General features: G+C 37.0%; 20 protein-coding genes and 2 pseudogenes. 20 read left to right on the forward strand and 2 right to left on the reverse strand.

The window, feature by feature from the left end:
* The first annotated feature begins 178 nt into the window (after nucleotides 1-178).
* The 6 genes from AC6CHU_RS00005 to AC6CHU_RS00030 all read left to right on the forward strand — a co-directional run bounded on the left by AC6CHU_RS00005 (nucleotide 179) and on the right by AC6CHU_RS00030 (nucleotide 4,466).
* Nucleotides 179-808: a TetR/AcrR family transcriptional regulator gene (locus AC6CHU_RS00005; RefSeq protein WP_251284607.1), complete on the forward strand. Its 630-nt coding sequence runs from the start codon at nucleotides 179-181 to the stop codon at nucleotides 806-808.
* Nucleotides 809-829: 21 nt separating this feature from the next.
* Nucleotides 830-1,003 carry a hypothetical protein gene (locus AC6CHU_RS00010; RefSeq protein ID WP_019383338.1) on the forward strand — a complete coding sequence of 58 codons (174 nt, stop codon included), beginning with the start codon at nucleotides 830-832 and terminating at the stop codon, nucleotides 1,001-1,003.
* A gap of 71 nt (nucleotides 1,004-1,074) precedes the next feature.
* Nucleotides 1,075-1,182, forward strand: a complete 108-nt coding sequence (locus AC6CHU_RS00015; RefSeq protein ID WP_311315960.1) for an HAD hydrolase family protein — start codon at nucleotides 1,075-1,077, stop codon at nucleotides 1,180-1,182.
* Nucleotides 1,183-1,493: 311 nt separating this feature from the next.
* Entirely contained in the window at nucleotides 1,494-2,177 is a 684-nt protein-coding gene (locus AC6CHU_RS00020) for a hypothetical protein (RefSeq protein WP_251284608.1), read from the forward strand.
* Nucleotides 2,178-2,332: 155 nt separating this feature from the next.
* A complete protein-coding gene (locus tag AC6CHU_RS00025; RefSeq protein ID WP_251284609.1) occupies nucleotides 2,333-3,232 on the forward strand; it encodes a PhzF family phenazine biosynthesis protein in 900 nt (299 codons plus the stop codon).
* A 202-nt stretch (nucleotides 3,233-3,434) separates the two neighbouring features.
* On the forward strand, nucleotides 3,435-4,466 hold the full coding sequence (locus tag AC6CHU_RS00030; protein ID WP_251284610.1) for a S66 family peptidase: 1,032 nt from the start codon (nucleotides 3,435-3,437) through the stop codon (nucleotides 4,464-4,466).
* Nucleotides 4,467-4,813: 347 nt separating this feature from the next.
* Here AC6CHU_RS00030 and catA read toward each other — a convergent pair.
* Nucleotides 4,814-5,565, reverse strand: a pseudogene (catA, locus tag AC6CHU_RS00035) (type A chloramphenicol O-acetyltransferase).
* Nucleotides 5,566-5,797: 232 nt separating this feature from the next.
* On the opposite strand from catA, the gene AC6CHU_RS00040 reads away from it, so the two are divergent.
* From AC6CHU_RS00040 to AC6CHU_RS00080, 9 genes and pseudogenes are all read left to right on the forward strand, one after another.
* Nucleotides 5,798-6,220 carry a VOC family protein gene (locus AC6CHU_RS00040; protein ID WP_159865503.1) on the forward strand — a complete coding sequence of 141 codons (423 nt, stop codon included), beginning with the start codon at nucleotides 5,798-5,800 and terminating at the stop codon, nucleotides 6,218-6,220.
* A 132-nt stretch (nucleotides 6,221-6,352) separates the two neighbouring features.
* Nucleotides 6,353-6,535: pseudogene (locus AC6CHU_RS00045) on the forward strand (SRPBCC family protein); the annotation flags it as partial.
* A 133-nt stretch (nucleotides 6,536-6,668) separates the two neighbouring features.
* Entirely contained in the window at nucleotides 6,669-6,914 is a 246-nt protein-coding gene (locus tag AC6CHU_RS00050) for a hypothetical protein (RefSeq protein ID WP_159865506.1), read from the forward strand.
* A 76-nt stretch (nucleotides 6,915-6,990) separates the two neighbouring features.
* Nucleotides 6,991-7,293, forward strand: coding sequence for a hypothetical protein (locus AC6CHU_RS00055; protein ID WP_159865509.1), 303 nt, complete (start codon nucleotides 6,991-6,993; stop codon nucleotides 7,291-7,293).
* 388 nt (nucleotides 7,294-7,681) lie between these two features.
* The gene (locus AC6CHU_RS00060) at nucleotides 7,682-8,374 is read left to right on the forward strand and encodes a response regulator transcription factor (protein WP_498119504.1); all 693 of its coding nucleotides are present in this window, start codon (nucleotides 7,682-7,684) and stop codon (nucleotides 8,372-8,374) included.
* Between the two features lie 80 nt (nucleotides 8,375-8,454).
* Nucleotides 8,455-9,378: an ABC transporter ATP-binding protein gene (locus AC6CHU_RS00065; RefSeq protein WP_498119505.1), complete on the forward strand. Its 924-nt coding sequence runs from the start codon at nucleotides 8,455-8,457 to the stop codon at nucleotides 9,376-9,378.
* Nucleotides 9,371-10,123 carry an ABC transporter permease gene (locus AC6CHU_RS00070; protein ID WP_159865518.1) on the forward strand — a complete coding sequence of 251 codons (753 nt, stop codon included), beginning with the start codon at nucleotides 9,371-9,373 and terminating at the stop codon, nucleotides 10,121-10,123. The genes AC6CHU_RS00065 and AC6CHU_RS00070 overlap by 8 nt, the downstream gene beginning before the upstream one ends.
* A 12-nt stretch (nucleotides 10,124-10,135) precedes the next feature.
* On the forward strand, nucleotides 10,136-11,044 hold the full coding sequence (locus AC6CHU_RS00075) for a sensor histidine kinase (RefSeq protein WP_498119507.1): 909 nt from the start codon (nucleotides 10,136-10,138) through the stop codon (nucleotides 11,042-11,044).
* 28 nt (nucleotides 11,045-11,072) lie between these two features.
* A complete protein-coding gene (locus AC6CHU_RS00080) occupies nucleotides 11,073-11,612 on the forward strand; it encodes a VanZ family protein (protein WP_498119509.1) in 540 nt (179 codons plus the stop codon).
* A 311-nt stretch (nucleotides 11,613-11,923) separates the two neighbouring features.
* Here AC6CHU_RS00080 and AC6CHU_RS00085 read toward each other — a convergent pair whose 3' ends face one another.
* The gene (locus tag AC6CHU_RS00085; RefSeq protein WP_498119832.1) at nucleotides 11,924-13,042 is read right to left on the reverse strand and encodes a GerAB/ArcD/ProY family transporter; all 1,119 of its coding nucleotides are present in this window, start codon (nucleotides 13,040-13,042) and stop codon (nucleotides 11,924-11,926) included.
* Here AC6CHU_RS00085 and AC6CHU_RS00090 point away from each other — a divergent pair.
* From AC6CHU_RS00090 to AC6CHU_RS00110, 5 genes are all read left to right on the forward strand, one after another.
* A complete protein-coding gene (locus tag AC6CHU_RS00090) occupies nucleotides 13,000-13,152 on the forward strand; it encodes a hypothetical protein (RefSeq protein ID WP_251284658.1) in 153 nt (50 codons plus the stop codon). The two genes, AC6CHU_RS00085 and AC6CHU_RS00090, sit on opposite strands and share 43 nt — an antisense overlap.
* A 601-nt stretch (nucleotides 13,153-13,753) precedes the next feature.
* Complete coding sequence (locus AC6CHU_RS00095) at nucleotides 13,754-13,990, forward strand: DUF896 domain-containing protein (RefSeq protein WP_498119511.1); 237 nt, start codon at nucleotides 13,754-13,756, stop codon at nucleotides 13,988-13,990.
* A gap of 165 nt (nucleotides 13,991-14,155) precedes the next feature.
* On the forward strand, nucleotides 14,156-14,554 hold the full coding sequence (locus tag AC6CHU_RS00100; protein ID WP_159865527.1) for a DoxX family protein: 399 nt from the start codon (nucleotides 14,156-14,158) through the stop codon (nucleotides 14,552-14,554).
* Nucleotides 14,555-14,890: 336 nt separating this feature from the next.
* Nucleotides 14,891-15,829: a ring-cleaving dioxygenase gene (locus tag AC6CHU_RS00105; RefSeq protein WP_498119513.1), complete on the forward strand. Its 939-nt coding sequence runs from the start codon at nucleotides 14,891-14,893 to the stop codon at nucleotides 15,827-15,829.
* A gap of 15 nt (nucleotides 15,830-15,844) precedes the next feature.
* Nucleotides 15,845-16,453 carry a flavin reductase family protein gene (locus tag AC6CHU_RS00110; RefSeq protein WP_498119515.1) on the forward strand — a complete coding sequence of 203 codons (609 nt, stop codon included), beginning with the start codon at nucleotides 15,845-15,847 and terminating at the stop codon, nucleotides 16,451-16,453.
* Nucleotides 16,454-16,471 lie beyond the last annotated feature (18 nt).

The raw sequence follows: 16,471 nt of genomic DNA on the forward strand, positions 1-16,471 counted from the left end.
CGGGGCAGTTTAGTTGAAGATCGATGTTCAACTTGTGTTCAACAATCGGGCCATATTATGGACTAAGGTATTATTGAACTAATGGTCCAGGATATTTGCATAAAACCATTTAGATAATCTTCAACTAAATGGTTTTTTTTTGTTTGAACTGTTTGTACGACTGTACTAAAATTAGTGCATGAGTAAAAAAAACAAACCAACTAACCAAAAAGAATTATCATTCATCGAAAAAGCCCGCAGAGCTCAAATTGTGGAATGTGCGATTGAAACAATCGCAGAAGTAGGTTACGCTCAAGCCTCTATAGGACAAATTGCAAAGCGTGCAAATATCAGTAAGGGGGTTATTTCTTATCACTTTGCAAATAAAGAGGACTTATTGGAGCAAATACCTATCGAATACTATTTGGCTTGGCAAGCCTATATTGCTCCAAGAATAGAAGCTCAAAAATCTCCTAAAGACATGCTTCGGGTGTATATTGAATCCAACCTTACATTTATAGATGAAAATCGCCAGCATGTTTTCGCTGTTATTGAAACGGTTTCTAATAAGAGAACTGCTGATGGTAAACTTCAGTTTGCAGCAGACCATGATGAAGCTATTCTACTTCCGATTGAAAATATTCTTACCCTAGGGATGCAAGAAGGAGTTTTCAGAGAATTTACCAAATCATCAGCAAGAGTGATGGCGTTAACAATAAGAAGTGCCATTGACGGGTTCACCCTTGAATTAACGAGAAAGCCTAATTTAGATGTTAAGGATTACACTAGAGAACTGGTTACAATCTTCGATAAATCAACTAAAAAGTAATGTGTCGCTTAGGAGGATCTAATGATTTACTATGAGGTACTTTGTTATAGTTGTAAAAGGATATTCAGAGTATACGAAGGTTCACTAAATTATAAACAATTTAAGGAAAATAAGGCTAAGATTTTTTGTTGCGAGGATTGTAGTCATAAGATACGTATGGATGCAATTAAAAATTTCTTTAGATACTTAAACTAACGGGGTGCGTTCGTATTATAGAGTTAACCAGTTTTTACTGGTTGCTCTTTTTTTATAGGACCTATTAAACTATTACAAGCCATGAAGATGGCAGCATTCCATACTCGGCTATTGAAGCTATTAAATCATTGAAAAACAAAGGAATAAATGTTGTTGCTGCAACAGGAAGAACATTATAAATGTGTAAGGACTTAAAAGAATTAGGCATCGAATCCTACAAAGGGGCTTAAGCAAGTGTAAGCTTCTTTAAGGGATCGAATAAAGTTTCTTCTTTAACTAAAGAGTGCAAGACTTGAATATCCAGTTAGGTCCAGCAGACCTTTTTCTTATTCGACTAACGGTGCAGGTTAGTTAAAGAAGGAATACTATCTGTTCTTGTGTAAATATAACTCTTAGAAGGTTTTAAGGAATAGAGGAAGCTGGAGAATTTGATTGTAACATTTGTAAGTATCAAAGAAAATCAGACTTTAATAAATACTGAGGAGTAAATATGGCGGAAATATGGATTGTAGAAGAACCAGTTTCAAACGAGTTTCTCGATAATTTAGGACATTATATAAGATTGGATGGAAAATTGGATTCTGCCTATTTTGTCGGTGCTGATGGGGAAAATTATGTGGATGAAAATAAAAACTTTTTACTGGATTTTTTATTTCAGCAAAATAGGTATCCATTATTTATTACCTTTATTGTTTATGAGGAACAAGCTGAAGAATATATCACTTTTTTAAAACAGAATAATATCGATTTTAGGTTAAACATCCTTAAAGAAAAGCGATTTTATTATGATTTCTCTGGGAAACACCAATATCACCCACCTTGCTTTACTACTAAGATTGATGATTCGGATTCTTTAGCTCAATTAATAAATGAAACATATTGGCTTCCAACTCAAAATGAGTTTTATTCAATTTCCTTTTCCGACAATTTAAAGTTCAAAGCTGAGGAAGTTATTGAGTGGTTTAGAAAAAGGAAACGGTCCATTCCGACCTTCAAAATAGAAGCAGAAACTAGTTTTATTACTGTTTTTCACGATGGAGCTGGTTTTTATTTATTTTCCAACGAGGAAAAATATTTTCCACTTGATCAATTTATTGCGAACTTACCAAAAGGAACTGTCATAACGCAAATAAATGATACGTTGGTTGATGGTGATGACATTGAAGAAGAATAATGCTTATTAAGCTAACTGTTGCATATATTTAGAACAGCTGCCAAACTAGGCGGCTTTTTCTTATTTAACAAAAGGGACAGGGTAGTTGAACAAGAAATTAAAAAGTAATGGTAAAATAATGAAAAAGACTTTATTTGAATTTAGGGGGATGGGTTATGAAATCTATAACAGTTTATCATTATGATGCGTTTAGTAAAGAACCTAATAAGGGAAATCCTGCTGGAGTAGTGTTAAATGGAGCTGAATTATCAGAAACAGAAATGCAAGAGATAGCTTTTAAAGTTGGCTTTAATGAGACTGCTTTTCCAATTAAATCGGATGTAGCTGACCATAGAATTCGGTTTTTCACACCAGGTCATGAAATGAATTTATGTGGTCATGCCACAATTGCGACTGTTTATGCATTAAAAAGTAAAGGGATATTGGGGGATAAAACAGAGTTAACAATCGAAACAAACGCTGGCATTCTACCAATTAAAATTAACGAATCTATTGATGGCGAAATACTTATAACGATGAAACAGGCTCCTCCACAATTCAAAGACTTTACAGGTTCAAAAGAAGATTTAGCAAAATCAATAGGAATAAATGAATCAGACCTTCATGATGATTTACCAATACTTTATGGAAGTACGGGTACCTGGACTCTACTAATACCGATAAAACAACTTGATGCTTTTCAAAAAATGGAACCAAATAATAAGCAGTTTCCTAAAATTTTAAAGGAAATGCCAAAATCATCTGTTCATCCTTTTTGTCTTGAAACGTATGATTCTAATGCTGATATGCACGCTCGACACTTCTCTTCACCATATTCAGGAACAATTGAAGATGCAGTAACTGGTACAGCTTCTGGGGTAATGGGAGCTTATTATGCAAAATACATAAAAACCAATTTAATAGAACCTTTAAATCTAATAGTTGAACAAGGTCATGAAATTGAAAAAGATGGTCGGATTGTAGTACAAGTTGCCAAAAATAAGGAATCATTTGATGTTCAAATTACTGGAAATGCAGTTTATGTTAAAGATTTTCAAGTTTTGTTAGAAAGTTAAGTGTTTGTGAGTTTTTACACTTAAACGAACGGATGCAAGAGTTAAAGAGGGAGGGGTGCTGCGGCAATCCATTTTCTTATTCGACTAACGGGGCAGTTAGTTCAAAAAGTTATTTCCACAATATGGATTCAGTGGTACCATCAGATTATATAAAATAATTCCATACGTAAATTATCCAGTTATTTAAAGGGTGGGAGTTAATGTGTTAATTAAGCCAAAAAAATTGCAACCGGGAGATTATGTTGCAACAGTAAGTCCTTCTTGGGGAGGAGCAGGTGAACCAACACTTAGATGGAGATATGAACAAGGTGTAAAGAGATTAGAAGATATGTTTGGACTAAAAGTTATTCCAATGCCAAATAGTTTGAAAGGGGGAGACTATCTTTACAAAAGTCCACAAGCGCGTGCTGAAGATTTGATGAACGCTTTTAAGGATGAGAGTATAAAAGGAATCATTGCAAATATTGGTGGAGAAGATAGTATTCGCTTACTTCCCTATATTGATTTTGATGTTATACGTGAAAACCCGAAAATATTTATGGGCTACTCTGATGTGACCATTTCACATTTATTTTGTCTTAAAGCCGGAATTTCTTCTTATTATGGTCCAGCAATTTTAACCGATTTTGCTGAAAATGTGGAGATGGATCCATATACGATTGAAATGGTGAATCGAACACTCTTTTCAAATGAGGTAATTGGTGAAATTCAACCAGCTATTGAATGGACCAGTGAGCGGTTAGAATGGATAGAAGAGCTTAAGAACCAGAGACGAACAATGCAGGCAAATTTAGGGTACGAGGTACTGCAAGGTTCAGGTGTAGCACAAGGAAATTTGATTGGTGGTTGTATCGAGGTACTAGAGTTTGCAAAAGGAACAGAACTTTGGCCTGAAATAAAATATTGGGAGAATAGCATACTATTCTTTGAAACATCGGAAGAAAAACCAGAACCAGATCATATTAAGTATTGGCTGAGAAATTACGCTGTACAAGGCATTCTACAAAAAGCAAATGGAATCATTTTCGGTAAACCACAAGATGAGAAGTATTATGAGGAATATAAAGAAATAATTCAAAAAGTAATGAATGAATTTGATTTGGAGGATTTGCCGATTCTTTATAACTTGAATTTTGGCCATACTGAACCTAAGTTCATACTGCCATATGGAGCATTGGCAGAAATTAATTGTGAAAAGAGGACTTTTAGGATTTTGGAAAGTGGAGTGGAATAAATTTCTTATAAAAAATTCACCCAGTTATGGTTTAGTATCCTTTTTCTTTTAGGAGTTTCTAATCCATTCAAATATTGGAGCAACAAATTAAAAGGAATGGAGTTATATTAAGAATGGATGACTTAAACAATAGGGGGCTTTTGTTCAAGATCAGCTGCTAAATCAGGCGGCTTTTTTTGTTCAACTAAAGGGGCGGTTAGTTAAGAAAGTAAAAATGTTAATTTCTTGTATGCTACCACTTAAAAGATTGTGAAGAATTCCACTTAAACTATCGGGGGCTTTAGTTTAAGAAGAATCGAAATTCATTACAAAGAAAACTCGCCCGGTTTTGGGGCGAGTTTTGCTTTTTATATGTCATTTAAGATGTCAAGAGAACTAATATTTCGATGCGGAATTTTAGAAAAGCACCTCAAAAAACGGAATCCTTTTTTAAAAAAGCCGGTCTTTTTTCTTCTATTTAATCCAGTCATCTGGGCAATCAGCTAATTCCTGAATCGCATTCATAAACATTGCTGCATGGTAACCATCACAAACGGAATGGTGGATCTGCAGAGACAGCGGTAAAAAAATGGAATCATCTTTGTTAATAAATTTCCCTGCTGTGATAATCGGGAGAAGGTAATTACTATTATTATTGATATTTAAGTTGAACCCGGTAAATGAGGTCCAAGGTACCATCGAAATACTAAACGTGTTTTCTGGAATAGGGGTTTTCGGAAACAGTTTTCCTGTACCATTAAATTGGTCTACATCAGCAAGGTACATATCATGAAATACTTCAAAGCTATTCGCTATTGGCGTCCAAATACCAGAGAATGATTCAGATTCACGATTAAAAATCGTATATAGGGGATCTATCTTTTCCCAATAACCTAAATCTCCATCACTATTGTAAGCCATTCTAAATGCTGCATTTGAATTTACGACAGTTGCTGCTAAGAAAATAAATGTTGGGTAGAAATCCCTTTTGTTTTATGTGGCGGAATAAATTGCTTATATCAATTTCTGTGGTCATGCTAAAAGTTGTTTGCTGGTTCAAGAAATGATTAAATATCTCTTTTCTTTTCCAGTTGTCTAAATCAATTTTATGAAAGTTCATTATACATGCCTCCTAAACTTTTTATATTAACGTAAATTTAGGAGGCTTGGTTGTCTGCTTTCTTCATTCGAATCATTCCTTTTATAGAATCTATTTGATTGTATCAAATTTGTATATAGATTTGAAATAGCTAAACATTTATAATTTTCAGAATCTTAGTGTCTTTTTTATGCGTGTTGGTTATAATATTACTTGGAGTGCTTACTTCTAATATGATAGAGGAGCTGACAGAATGAAATTTATTCCTTATTTACAGCTGAACGGAAATGCAAAAGAAGCAATTGGATTTTACGAAAAGGTATTTGGTGCCGAGAATTTAGGAGTGATTACGTTCGGTGAAATGCCTGCTGACCCGAATTTTCCTTTACCAGAGGATGCAAAGGACCTTGTAGCACACGGTACAATAAGGGTTGGAGAATCAGCGATTATGTTTTCAGATACATTCCCAGGACATCCAGCTCAAGAGGGAAACCTGGTGACTATTTGTATTACGTTTGACAATGCGGACAAAGCGCGACAAGTTTCTGAAGCCTTACAGGATGGCGGACAAGTTCTAATGCCGATATCAGAAACTAGTTTTAGTCCTGCTTACGGGGTCATTAAAGATAAATTCGATGTAACCTTCCAAATTTATACTGAAGGACATCACGGTTAATACATACAATAGGAGAAAAACGGCTTTGTGAAACTGTCAAAGCCGTTTTTTTTGGCTCGTTTATATATGAAAATATATATAAGAATAGGATAATCTTGTTATTATTTGAAAGGATATAAAGGAGTAAACATAATGACAAACCTAAACGAGGTATCATTTTCAAAAGTAGAAATGCTTATCAGAAAACCTGTTCATGAGGTCTTTGAAGCTTTTATCGATCCTTCGATTACTACTAAATTCTGGTTTACCAAAAGCAGCGGAAGATTAGAAGAGGGAAAACGGTTCCGCTGGGATTGGAAGATGTATGGAGTTTCTAAACGATTGAGATTGGCTATGAATTGCTTAATGAAATAACAAGATTAGAGAACTGACTGAATGAAGAAACGTTAAAGTTTAGCCATTATTTAAGATTTGCAGCAAAAGAATTTAAAGAGGCGGATAAGCTGGTATGATGGATGAAAAAAATATATCTCAATACCTAAATGACATTCAAAATCATAGTGTTGCTGAAAGTGAGCTTGATACTTTCGTAGGAAAACTTAGAGAGACTCAGCTTAATACAGGGATAGCATGGAACAGCTATATAGCTGGAAAGCAGGAGAAGCAAAAGAACGGGCAAGTCAATGGTCGGCAGATTTCTTCCTGGAGCTCTCTTAAAAGATTCATCGTTTGGAAGACAAACGGTATGATATAATCCAGACTAGAAAGAGGCTGGATTCGCTCATGCGGGCTGAGATTAATTCCGGTCCGAAGTGGTAGGGGGAATGGAGATGTTAAAGAGAATCCTGTTATTGATTATGGCAGCATTAATTTTGCAGGGGTGTAGTGATATGTCTAAGGAAGAAGAAGAAAGAATCATAGAGAAGTCTACTGAATCCGCAGTTCAGTATTTCAACGAGAAAAAGGGGATGAATGTCGTTATAAATGAGCATGAGTTTACTACTCGCACAAATGGCACCGAAATCTTTCTCTTTGGATACGAAAAGGGGAATGAGGACAACAGGATTCATGCTATGGTCAGTTTTGAGGATGATAAGTTCGAAGTGCAATTAATAGGCTTTGACGAAGAATAATAATGTTTTCGACATCTTTAACAGCTGCCGGTTTTGATCTATGAAAGTAAGGTTGGATTAAATATATACCTGAAGCATTTTTTTTCGAGATTTTTGAGCTTGAAGGAGTGGAACTATTTAGTCCTGGCAAGCCGTAAAGTACTTGAATGAATAAGATTATCTCCAGCAATTCCTCTTTATTGAGGCTTAAGCGTACTCATATTAAGCGATAGTCGCTATCACATATTCCACGACAATTCTTTTGGTTAGTTGCCTGATAATTTTTACTCATGTTTTAATTTGAGTACGGTCGTTCAAAAAAAAATCAATCTCATATTATTAAAATGGCGATTCACACGGTAGTGGTATAAAATAGGAGTCGCTAAATTAATTGTAAGGTGTCGATCATATGGAAAATGAAATAAACATCTTAGTTGTAGAAGATGATAATGATATCAATACATTGTTATGTAACATTATACGAAATAGCGGATATAGGCCACAGCCTGCATTCTCTGGAACCGAAGCAATGCTGTACTTGGAAAAACGCAGCTGGGATATGGTCCTGCTGGATTTAATGCTCCCTGGAATGTCAGGAGAAGAGCTGCTTGAAAAAATAAGTGAGCAGTTACCTGTTCCGGTAATGATCATATCGGCGAAAAGTGAGCAGCAAACCAAAATAGAGGCATTGCGAACAGGAGCAGATGACTATATAACGAAACCGTTTGATATAGAAGAAGTATCGGCGAGGATTGATTCCCATCTGCGCAGATATCGGCGCATGAATCAGACATTACATATTAAAGAGCTGACCTATAAAGATATTAGAATCAATACAGAATCACAAATAGTAGTTGTCAATGAAAAAGAGATTCTTTTCACAGCACGGGAATATGCCATTTTAACGTTACTCCTGTCGTCTCCAAAGAAAGTCTTCACGAAAGCCAATTTGTTCGAGAGTGTGTGGAATGAGAAATACTATGGAGATGACAACACCATCAGCGTTCATTTGAGTAATCTCAGGAGTAAACTATCGAAAGCGAATCCGCATGAAGAATATATTGAGACTGTCTGGGGAGTAGGATATAAATTAAAAACTTAAGACTTTCTTAAGACTTTTCTTAACTCTTTTTTATGATTTCCTTTCTAAACTAAAAGCATCACATAAAGGAGGGAAACGATTTGGAGGAATTCGTGCTTCGAACGAATAACTTAACCAAGCAATATAAAAACCAATTGGCCCTTAATAAAGTAAATCTTACAATAAACAAAGGGTCCATTTATGGCTTTATCGGGCAAAACGGTGCAGGTAAATCAACACTAATTCGATTAGTAACAGGACTCTCTTTTCCAACAACAGGGAAGATTGAGTTGTTCGGGCAAAGTAATAAAACAGAGCTGATTGAGGCCAGAAGAAGAATTGGGACGATAATAGAGGGTCCAGCATTGTACCCGCATTTGAGTGCAGCTGATAATCTGGAAGCGCACAGACTGTTAAAGGGGATTCCCGGGAAGGAATGTATTCAAAAAACACTTGAGATTGTTGGGCTCCAGGATACAGGAAAAAAGAAAGCAAAGAATTTTTCATTGGGTATGAAACAAAGGCTTGGGATCGGAATTGCTTTGTTAGGTGAACCGGAATTCCTGATTCTCGATGAACCCATTAATGGACTTGATCCAATGGGTGTTGTGGAAATAAGAGAATTATTGAAGAAGCTCAATCAGGAATATGGAATTACAATATTAATTTCGAGTCATATTTTAAGTGAACTTCATTTACTCGCCACCCACTACGGAATCATTCATAAAGGGGAATTGCTGGAGCAATTAACGGCAAGCGAGCTGAATGGAAAATGTCAGCAGTATATTCAAATAAAGGTGGATAATCCAGACAGAGCAGCCACTATCATTGAGACCGTTCTCGGGACCACTCATTATGAAGTTCTGCCTGATGGGACCATTAAGCTTTACAGCCACCTTGAAGCACCAAGTAATGTTTCAAAAGCACTTACAGACAATGCGTTGCTGATCGAGCAATTTATGCCGATGGGTGAGGACCTGGAAACCTATTTTACCAATCGGATCGGTGGTGTTCAGCATGGGTAATCTATTGAAATTTGAGTTGTTTAAGCTGAGGAAGGACCGGGCATTTTGGACATTGGTGTTTGGGCTTATCGCAGCTGCTGTATTTTATCCAATGCTAATCTTCTTTGATGAAGCATTTGGAACAGATCCGGTTTCGGTGAAAGATCTTTACACGTCTACAGCTCTTGGAGGAAATAATTATATTGTACGATTAGTTCCTTGTATTCTCGCAGGCTTCTTTATTTCCAGCGAATATTCAATTGGTACAATGAAAAGCATGGGTGCTTCCGGGAATAGCAGGTTTCGTCTCTTTTCTGCTAAATTATTTGTCTTTTCATTAGGAGCGGCCATTATTTCAGTGATATTCCCTGTTGTGATGACTGGTCTTACAGCGATATTATCTGGATTTCATGACATGCCGGATTTAGGTTTTTTTCTTCGAACATTGGGATTAACAATTCTATATGCAGCAGCATTCTCATCTATAATGGCATTGGCTGCAAGCATATTTACGGATGCAGGAAAGACAATTGGGTTTCTAATCTTGTTTTTTATTTTGATTGACAGTATTTTATACATGCTGGGCCAGGAGTTTTCGTTATTTGAAACCATCTATAATCATTCTGCGTTTAAGCTTTATCTGGATATTTCAGAACCTGAATTTGGGTCTGGAGAATTCCTTAAGATGTTGCTGGTCCCATTGATAACCTATGTTGCTGCTGGGCTAATCGGCAGTTTTATATTTTTAAAGAAGGAAATTAAGTAAGCAGGAAAGCGGGTGGGAATCATCGTTTATTTGGCTGTCACTTTAATCATCATAACTGTATTTATTCTCACTCGTCTTTATTTGCTGAAAAAAGAAATAAAAAGAGCTGGAAAGCAATTGCACGAGTTAAATAATGGTGTAACAGAGAAAAAACTCGATCTTGCTTTTTTTGACAAGGATATCGAAAACCTTGTGAAAGAAATCAACCAGCAAATTGATGTAACCAAACAGGCAAATGCAGAAAAACGCCGTAAAGAAAATGAATTGAAGCAGGCGATTGCGAATATATCACATGATATCCGCACGCCTATGACGTCTATTTTAGGGTATATTCAATTTTTGGAATCAGACGAATTATCCTCAGAGAAAAAAGCAGAGTATACTTCTGTTGTAAAAGGGGGGGCCTTACGTTTAAAGGCTTTGTTGGAAGATTTTTTCGAGCTGTCCATTATTGAATCTGCTGATTATCCTTTAAAGCCTGAAAAAATGGTGCTGAACCATCTTCTTTTAGAAGTCCTGGTAGGGTTTTATGAGCAATTCAATCAGCAGGGCGTTGAGCCTGCTCTTCAAATCCCGGAAAAAGAGATATCGATCATCGGGGACGTCTCTGCCGTGAAACGAGTGATCGAAAACTTAGTGGTCAATGCCATTAAACATTCAAAGGGGAACATTTCCATCCGCCTTAAAAAACTGCCTGCAGCTGTCCAACTGATCATAAGCAACCAGGTTGATCAGCTGAATGAACAAGATATCCATTATCTTTTTGACCGGTTTTACAAAGGGGACAAAACAAGAACGGAAAAAAGCACAGGATTGGGATTGGCGATCGCTAAAAGTCTCATGACCAAGATGCGAGGCAATCTTACTGCACATTTAAAAGAGAATGAGTTGTCAATGGTTTGTGAATGGAAAATACGTTAAGTACCGTATAGAGGAGATAAGGGGATCAATGGAAAGTATGAAACACAATCAAACTAAAATAACGGCTGTCCTGCTGGCCATCTATTTATTGGTGTTAATATGGATCATTCCCTTCAAAATGCAGTCTTCAATCCAAGATTTGCGTCATTTCACGGATTTTAGGGAAATCAACTTGATTCCTTTTGCAGGTTCGGCTAATGCTGAAGGGCGAATCGATAGTAATGAAATCATCTTAAATGTACTTGCGTTTATACCATTTGGCATTTATATCAGCATGCTGAAGCCAAATTGGTCGTTCTTGAAAAAGGTAGTGCCTGTAGCCGGTGCCAGCTTGTTATTTGAAGTACTGCAATTCATCTTTGCGATAGGAGGCAGTGACATAACTGACCTTCTGGGGAATACATTAGGCGGAATTATTGGAGTTGGGATTTATATTGTATTGCGCAGGCTATTTAGTACAAATGCCAATACAATCCTTAATGTTTTAGCTGCTATCGGCACGATAGTTATTTTTGCGTTAATGCTGTTAATGGTCTCTGGTGTTGTCCGGTATGGTAATTATAGCTGATAGACGACCAAGGGCAATATGACTGGCTGTATCTTGGAGAGGAGAAATCCTTTCTCTCTTTTTGCTGCTATAATTATTATGCTAAAGATGCAGCATCCTGTAATGCGGGGGATTAGAATAAAAAAATTGCCTCCTGAAAGAATGAGACGGTCCTGAAGCCATGCATAAGAACGCAAAATCACTCATATGTCAGGAGGCTTTAAAATGCTCTTTTCATATAAATAGTTGTTATAATTATTAACGCGGGCGGGCTTTGAGCCTCCTTGGCGCTTAGCCGCTGCGGATTCTACGTTCCACTGCTTACATCCCCATTATCCTTTTCCCTTCTTTTTCTTTTTCCCTTTCTTTTTTACCTTCTTGGCAATCATGATGGCGACAAAGAACAAGGGGATATAAATGAATGTAAATCCAAACCCTGCCCTTCCAAAATAGTCATTAAGCACACTAATCTTTTCACGTGAATCAACAAAGATAATCAGAATTAATAAAGCACCGACAATAAAAAACACACCGATTTTTTGCTTAATATTAAAAATCCTTTTAATTAGCCTGGAACAAATCCAAATGGCTATACACACATTCGGAAGCATAATTAAATTCCAGTTTGCAATTCCGATATATTCAAAACGTTCTACAAATGGCATTTCAACGATTTTCCACATGGTCAAAGTGGGCCAAACCTGTTTAGCAAGCTGTTCTTCCGAATAATAGGCAAAGGTAATGACTGCCAGCACTGTATAGATTAAGGTAGTGGTGAAAACAGCAAGGTGGGCCCACTTTTTGGATTTCTTAGGTTCCTTTATAAAAGGATAAGTGAACAGAACAATCTCAAATCCAATGAAGGTAAGTGACATTTTATAGGAACTGACGAGAAGGTCCTTCACTGAATGATCCCAAATTGGGAGAAGCTCATAGAAGTTTGAGAATTTAACAGCAAAGCCAAAGGTGAGGAGGAGATAAGCAGGCAATACCAGGCCGAAAAAGGCTATCCCTACTACCGTTCTGAACCCGCCAAAAATGATGTAAACACAAAGTATCATGAAGGCACAAGAGTACCAGAAAGTACTCAAATCCGGAAACATCCACACTTGAATGACATCGATAAAGGTTCGTAATATAGCTAATACATACAAAAAAAAGTACCCTATGAAAATGGAACTGATTGCTTTGCCGATGAAATTGCCAAAAAGGTAGGTATGGGCTGTCACAAAATCCCCTTCAACCGTTTCGGCAATTTTATATATCATCCAAACTAGAACATGTATGCATCCCCCGGCAAACAGAATGGAAATCCAGGCATCAAAGCCTGCATTCTCTGCGATATTTCTCTGATAGCCGAGAACTCCAATGCCAATTTGCATAGAAATAATTAAATAAAAAACCAAAAATGGAGATATTTTCAATCTGTCTGGTAGTGGCTGCTCCTGAATCTGGCTCACCTCCGTTTCGTGATTGGTCACTGGCTGCGGTAAAGCTATTTCTTGCTAAGCTGAAAAGGATCCCTGATCCGCAGCAAGAGCGGCATGCTTTTCAAATGTGAGCTAAATCGCTTCAGTCAAAACTGCAGCCTTTGGCAGATAATATCGCTTAAGTGCAGTTTTTTCATCAGAAAGATACAGCATTGGGGCGTACTAACCAGCATACCAGGTTCCAATTTAATGTCCCTGATTTCCCATTCGGAGAAATTCCTTTAAAGCGACTTTGAAAGAAAGCCCAAAGAGCACTATTGTTTATGTGTCGTATTTCGCTTATTGTTTCCGGTTTTGGAAAAAATTATGAACGGATGGCGATATAAAAGGAGGTGCGGTTTATGATGTTAACGATAACAGGAATCGTCCGCGATCATGCGGAAGGTTCATAGACTTATGGAGCCGTTTTGAGTGAATATCATTATCCTCGTCAAATAATCCAAGTGTCTGAACTCTGCTTTAAAAACATCAGATCATCACAAAGAATAACAAAACGTGTTGGTAAAGAACTGCAAACCTTTGGGCTATTATCATTCCAGAGGCGAAAAACAATGATAAATTGCATAATTAGGAGAGGAGTGTTGACAAATTTAATAAAATAAATTATCTTTAATTCAAGATATCTGATTTCGAGATATTTGATCGAATTATTGCTGGAAAGGAGTAATTCTTATGCATGAAATGTTAATACGAATAAACGAACTTTCAGGCAAAAGAAAAAAGGAAGGCTTAACACAAGTTGAAAATGATGAATTAGTCATTTTGCGCAGTCAATATATTCAAAAATTCCGAGGATCTATGGAAGAACTGCTATTAAACACAACCGTCATTGATCCTATAGGAGATGATGTAACTCCAGAAAAATTAAAGAGTGCTCAAAGAAAACAAAATGTTAAACCTATTTGGTAAATCATTTTATCCAGATAGCGGAAATCGGTTCCAAAAAGAAACAAAAAATTCACTTAGTTAATTTAATTGTGGCAATAGCCAGCTTACGGAAAAGAAAGTAGAAGGTCACTAAATTTTTGTCGTATATCTTGAATTCGAGATAAATAACATTAGGAGGAATTTAATATGATGGACTTAGGCTTATTCATTATTAGACTTGTAATTGGCGTATTATTCATTGGTCACGGAGCTCAAAAATTATTTGGCTGGTTTGGGGGCCATGGATTAAAGGGAACCGGAGGCTGGTTTGATTCCATTGGAATGAAGCCAGGAGTATTAATGGCCCTTTTTGCAGGGCTAGCAGAACTAATCGGGGGAATTTTGTTTACTTTAGGATTTTTAACACCATTGGCATCGCTAATGATTGCGGGAACTATGTTAATGGCAATCGTAAAGGTGCATGGTTCAAATGGGTTATGGGCAACATCTAATGGATATGAATATAACTTAACTTTAATCTCTGTAGCCATAGGTATCGCATTAATTGGCCCTGGCCGATATGCATTGGATTTCCTTTTATTCTAAAAGACCTCGAATTAAAATTATTAAGAGTATGCTTTTCGGTTGTTAATCTTTGTTCCTTTTCAGCTTGTATAAAACATTGTATTACTGAATTGATAGCAGGTTAGGCATCTGACTAATCGTTTGAGAATCGGGGATCCCTGCACGCAATAGGAGCCCTCTTATTCATCATGGAACATTCTGCTTACAGCCGACAAGATTATAAGTTAACCAACAAGAATTCTTGTGTTTGTTCGATTGTTCTAGAGTCTGAGGAAGATGATAAGTATATAGCTAAAATAAAGCGAACATGTCAGGGAGAACATTTACCGGGGTGATTGTAGGAGGAGTGTGAAAATTATGAGTAAAAAAACAATGGGGATTCATCATATAACGGCAATAGTTGGCCATCCTCAAGAGAATGCAGATTTCTATGCAGGAGTTTTAGGATTGCGTTTAGTCAAGCAAACGGTCAATTTTGATGATCCAGGCACCTATCACCTTTACTTTGGAAATGAGGGCGGCAAACCAGGAACAATCATTACATTCTTTCCTTGGGGAGGTGCGCGTCAAGGGATTATTGGCGACGGCCAGGCAGGAGTCACTTCGTATGTCATTCCACCAGGTGCCATGAAGTTCTGGGAAGAAAGGCTTGAAAAATTTAATGTTCCTTATACAAAAATGGAACGATTTGATGAGCAATATCTGGAATTTGATGATCCTCATGGACTTCATTTGGAGATGGTTGAAAGAGAAGAAGGGGAAGGAAATTCCTGGACTTTCGGAGAGGTTACACCTGAAACAGCAATAAAAGGATTTGGCGGTGCAGTTCTCTTTTCAACACAGCCAGCGAAGACCGCTGATCTGCTGGAAAACATTATGGGACTTGAAGTTGCAGGTCAGGAAGGGGATTTTCTCCGTTACCGGTCTTCTGCTGATATTGGAAACATCATCGATCTTAAATTAACTCCAGTTGGACGGGGGCGATTGGGTGTGGGAACGGTCCATCATATCGCCTGGAGGGCAGTGGATAATCAGGATCAATTGGATTGGCAAAAGTATGTTGCCGAAAATGGATATGAAGTTACACCAGTTCGAGACCGCAATTATTTTAATGCTATTTATTTTAGGGAATATGGGAATATTTTATTTGAAATTGCTACTGATCCTCTAGGGTTTGCCCTTGATGAAACCCAGGAAACAATGGGCAGGAAATTAATGCTTCCTGAACAATATGAGATGCAAAGGGAAAAGATTGAAAGTCTTTTGCTTCCGTTAACAGTCAGGGAATTGGATTGAGAGGTGATGCCTGTTTTGATTTCAATTGACCCATCAGACAATAGTGAAAGAGTAAATTACAAATTTTTAATAGGAAGCATCATACCAAGGCCTATTGCTTTTGTAACCACTGTATCCAATGAAGGTATATTCAATGGGGCACCATTCAGTTATTTCAACATCGTAACATCCAATCCCCCCATGATATCCTTGGCGATTCAACGGAATGAAGGAACCCAGAAGGATACGGCAAGAAATATTATCAGCACAAAGGAATTTGTTGTTCATATTGTCGATAAAGAGAATGTAGAAAAAATAAATAAAACAGCAGCAGCTTTGCCTCCAGAACAAAGTGAAATAGAATTAGCGCAATTGACTCCTGCAGAAAGTACGAAAATATCCGTACCTGGAGTGATGGAAGCGAAAATCCGTATGGAGTGTACCCTGGAACAATCGCTTCGAATAGGGGGTGTGGATACCCCTGGCTGTGATCTTATCATTGGAAAAGTTGTTCAATTTCATATTGATGAAAACATCTATGAAAAAGGAAGAATTGATCCAGGAGGGCTCGCTGCAGTAAGCCGTTTGGCTGGCAATCAATATGCAAAAATAGGAGATATATTTTCTATCGAAAGACCAAAGTAAATTTTAAATCACGCATAA

It is taken from the genome of Cytobacillus sp. GQ23 (assembly GCF_059758675.1).

Excerpts from the sequence above, each read along its gene's own strand:
- AC6CHU_RS00060 (WP_498119504.1), top strand. The coding sequence starts at position 7,682 with ATGGAAAATGAAATAAACATCTTAGTTGTAGAAGATGATAATGATATC.
- AC6CHU_RS00105 (WP_498119513.1), top strand. The coding sequence starts at position 14,891 with ATGAGTAAAAAAACAATGGGGATTCATCATATAACGGCAATAGTTGGC.
- AC6CHU_RS00050 (WP_159865506.1), top strand. The coding sequence starts at position 6,669 with ATGATGGATGAAAAAAATATATCTCAATACCTAAATGACATTCAAAAT.
- AC6CHU_RS00100 (WP_159865527.1), top strand. The coding sequence starts at position 14,156 with ATGATGGACTTAGGCTTATTCATTATTAGACTTGTAATTGGCGTATTA.
- AC6CHU_RS00080 (WP_498119509.1), top strand. The coding sequence starts at position 11,073 with ATGGAAAGTATGAAACACAATCAAACTAAAATAACGGCTGTCCTGCTG.
- AC6CHU_RS00020 (WP_251284608.1), top strand. The coding sequence starts at position 1,494 with ATGGCGGAAATATGGATTGTAGAAGAACCAGTTTCAAACGAGTTTCTC.
- AC6CHU_RS00095 (WP_498119511.1), top strand. The coding sequence starts at position 13,754 with ATGCATGAAATGTTAATACGAATAAACGAACTTTCAGGCAAAAGAAAA.
- AC6CHU_RS00025 (WP_251284609.1), top strand. The coding sequence starts at position 2,333 with ATGAAATCTATAACAGTTTATCATTATGATGCGTTTAGTAAAGAACCT.
- AC6CHU_RS00010 (WP_019383338.1), top strand. The coding sequence starts at position 830 with ATGATTTACTATGAGGTACTTTGTTATAGTTGTAAAAGGATATTCAGA.
- AC6CHU_RS00040 (WP_159865503.1), top strand. The coding sequence starts at position 5,798 with ATGAAATTTATTCCTTATTTACAGCTGAACGGAAATGCAAAAGAAGCA.
- AC6CHU_RS00090 (WP_251284658.1), top strand. The coding sequence starts at position 13,000 with ATGGAGATATTTTCAATCTGTCTGGTAGTGGCTGCTCCTGAATCTGGC.
- AC6CHU_RS00005 (WP_251284607.1), top strand. The coding sequence starts at position 179 with ATGAGTAAAAAAAACAAACCAACTAACCAAAAAGAATTATCATTCATC.
- AC6CHU_RS00070 (WP_159865518.1), top strand. The coding sequence starts at position 9,371 with ATGGGTAATCTATTGAAATTTGAGTTGTTTAAGCTGAGGAAGGACCGG.
- AC6CHU_RS00055 (WP_159865509.1), top strand. The coding sequence starts at position 6,991 with ATGTTAAAGAGAATCCTGTTATTGATTATGGCAGCATTAATTTTGCAG.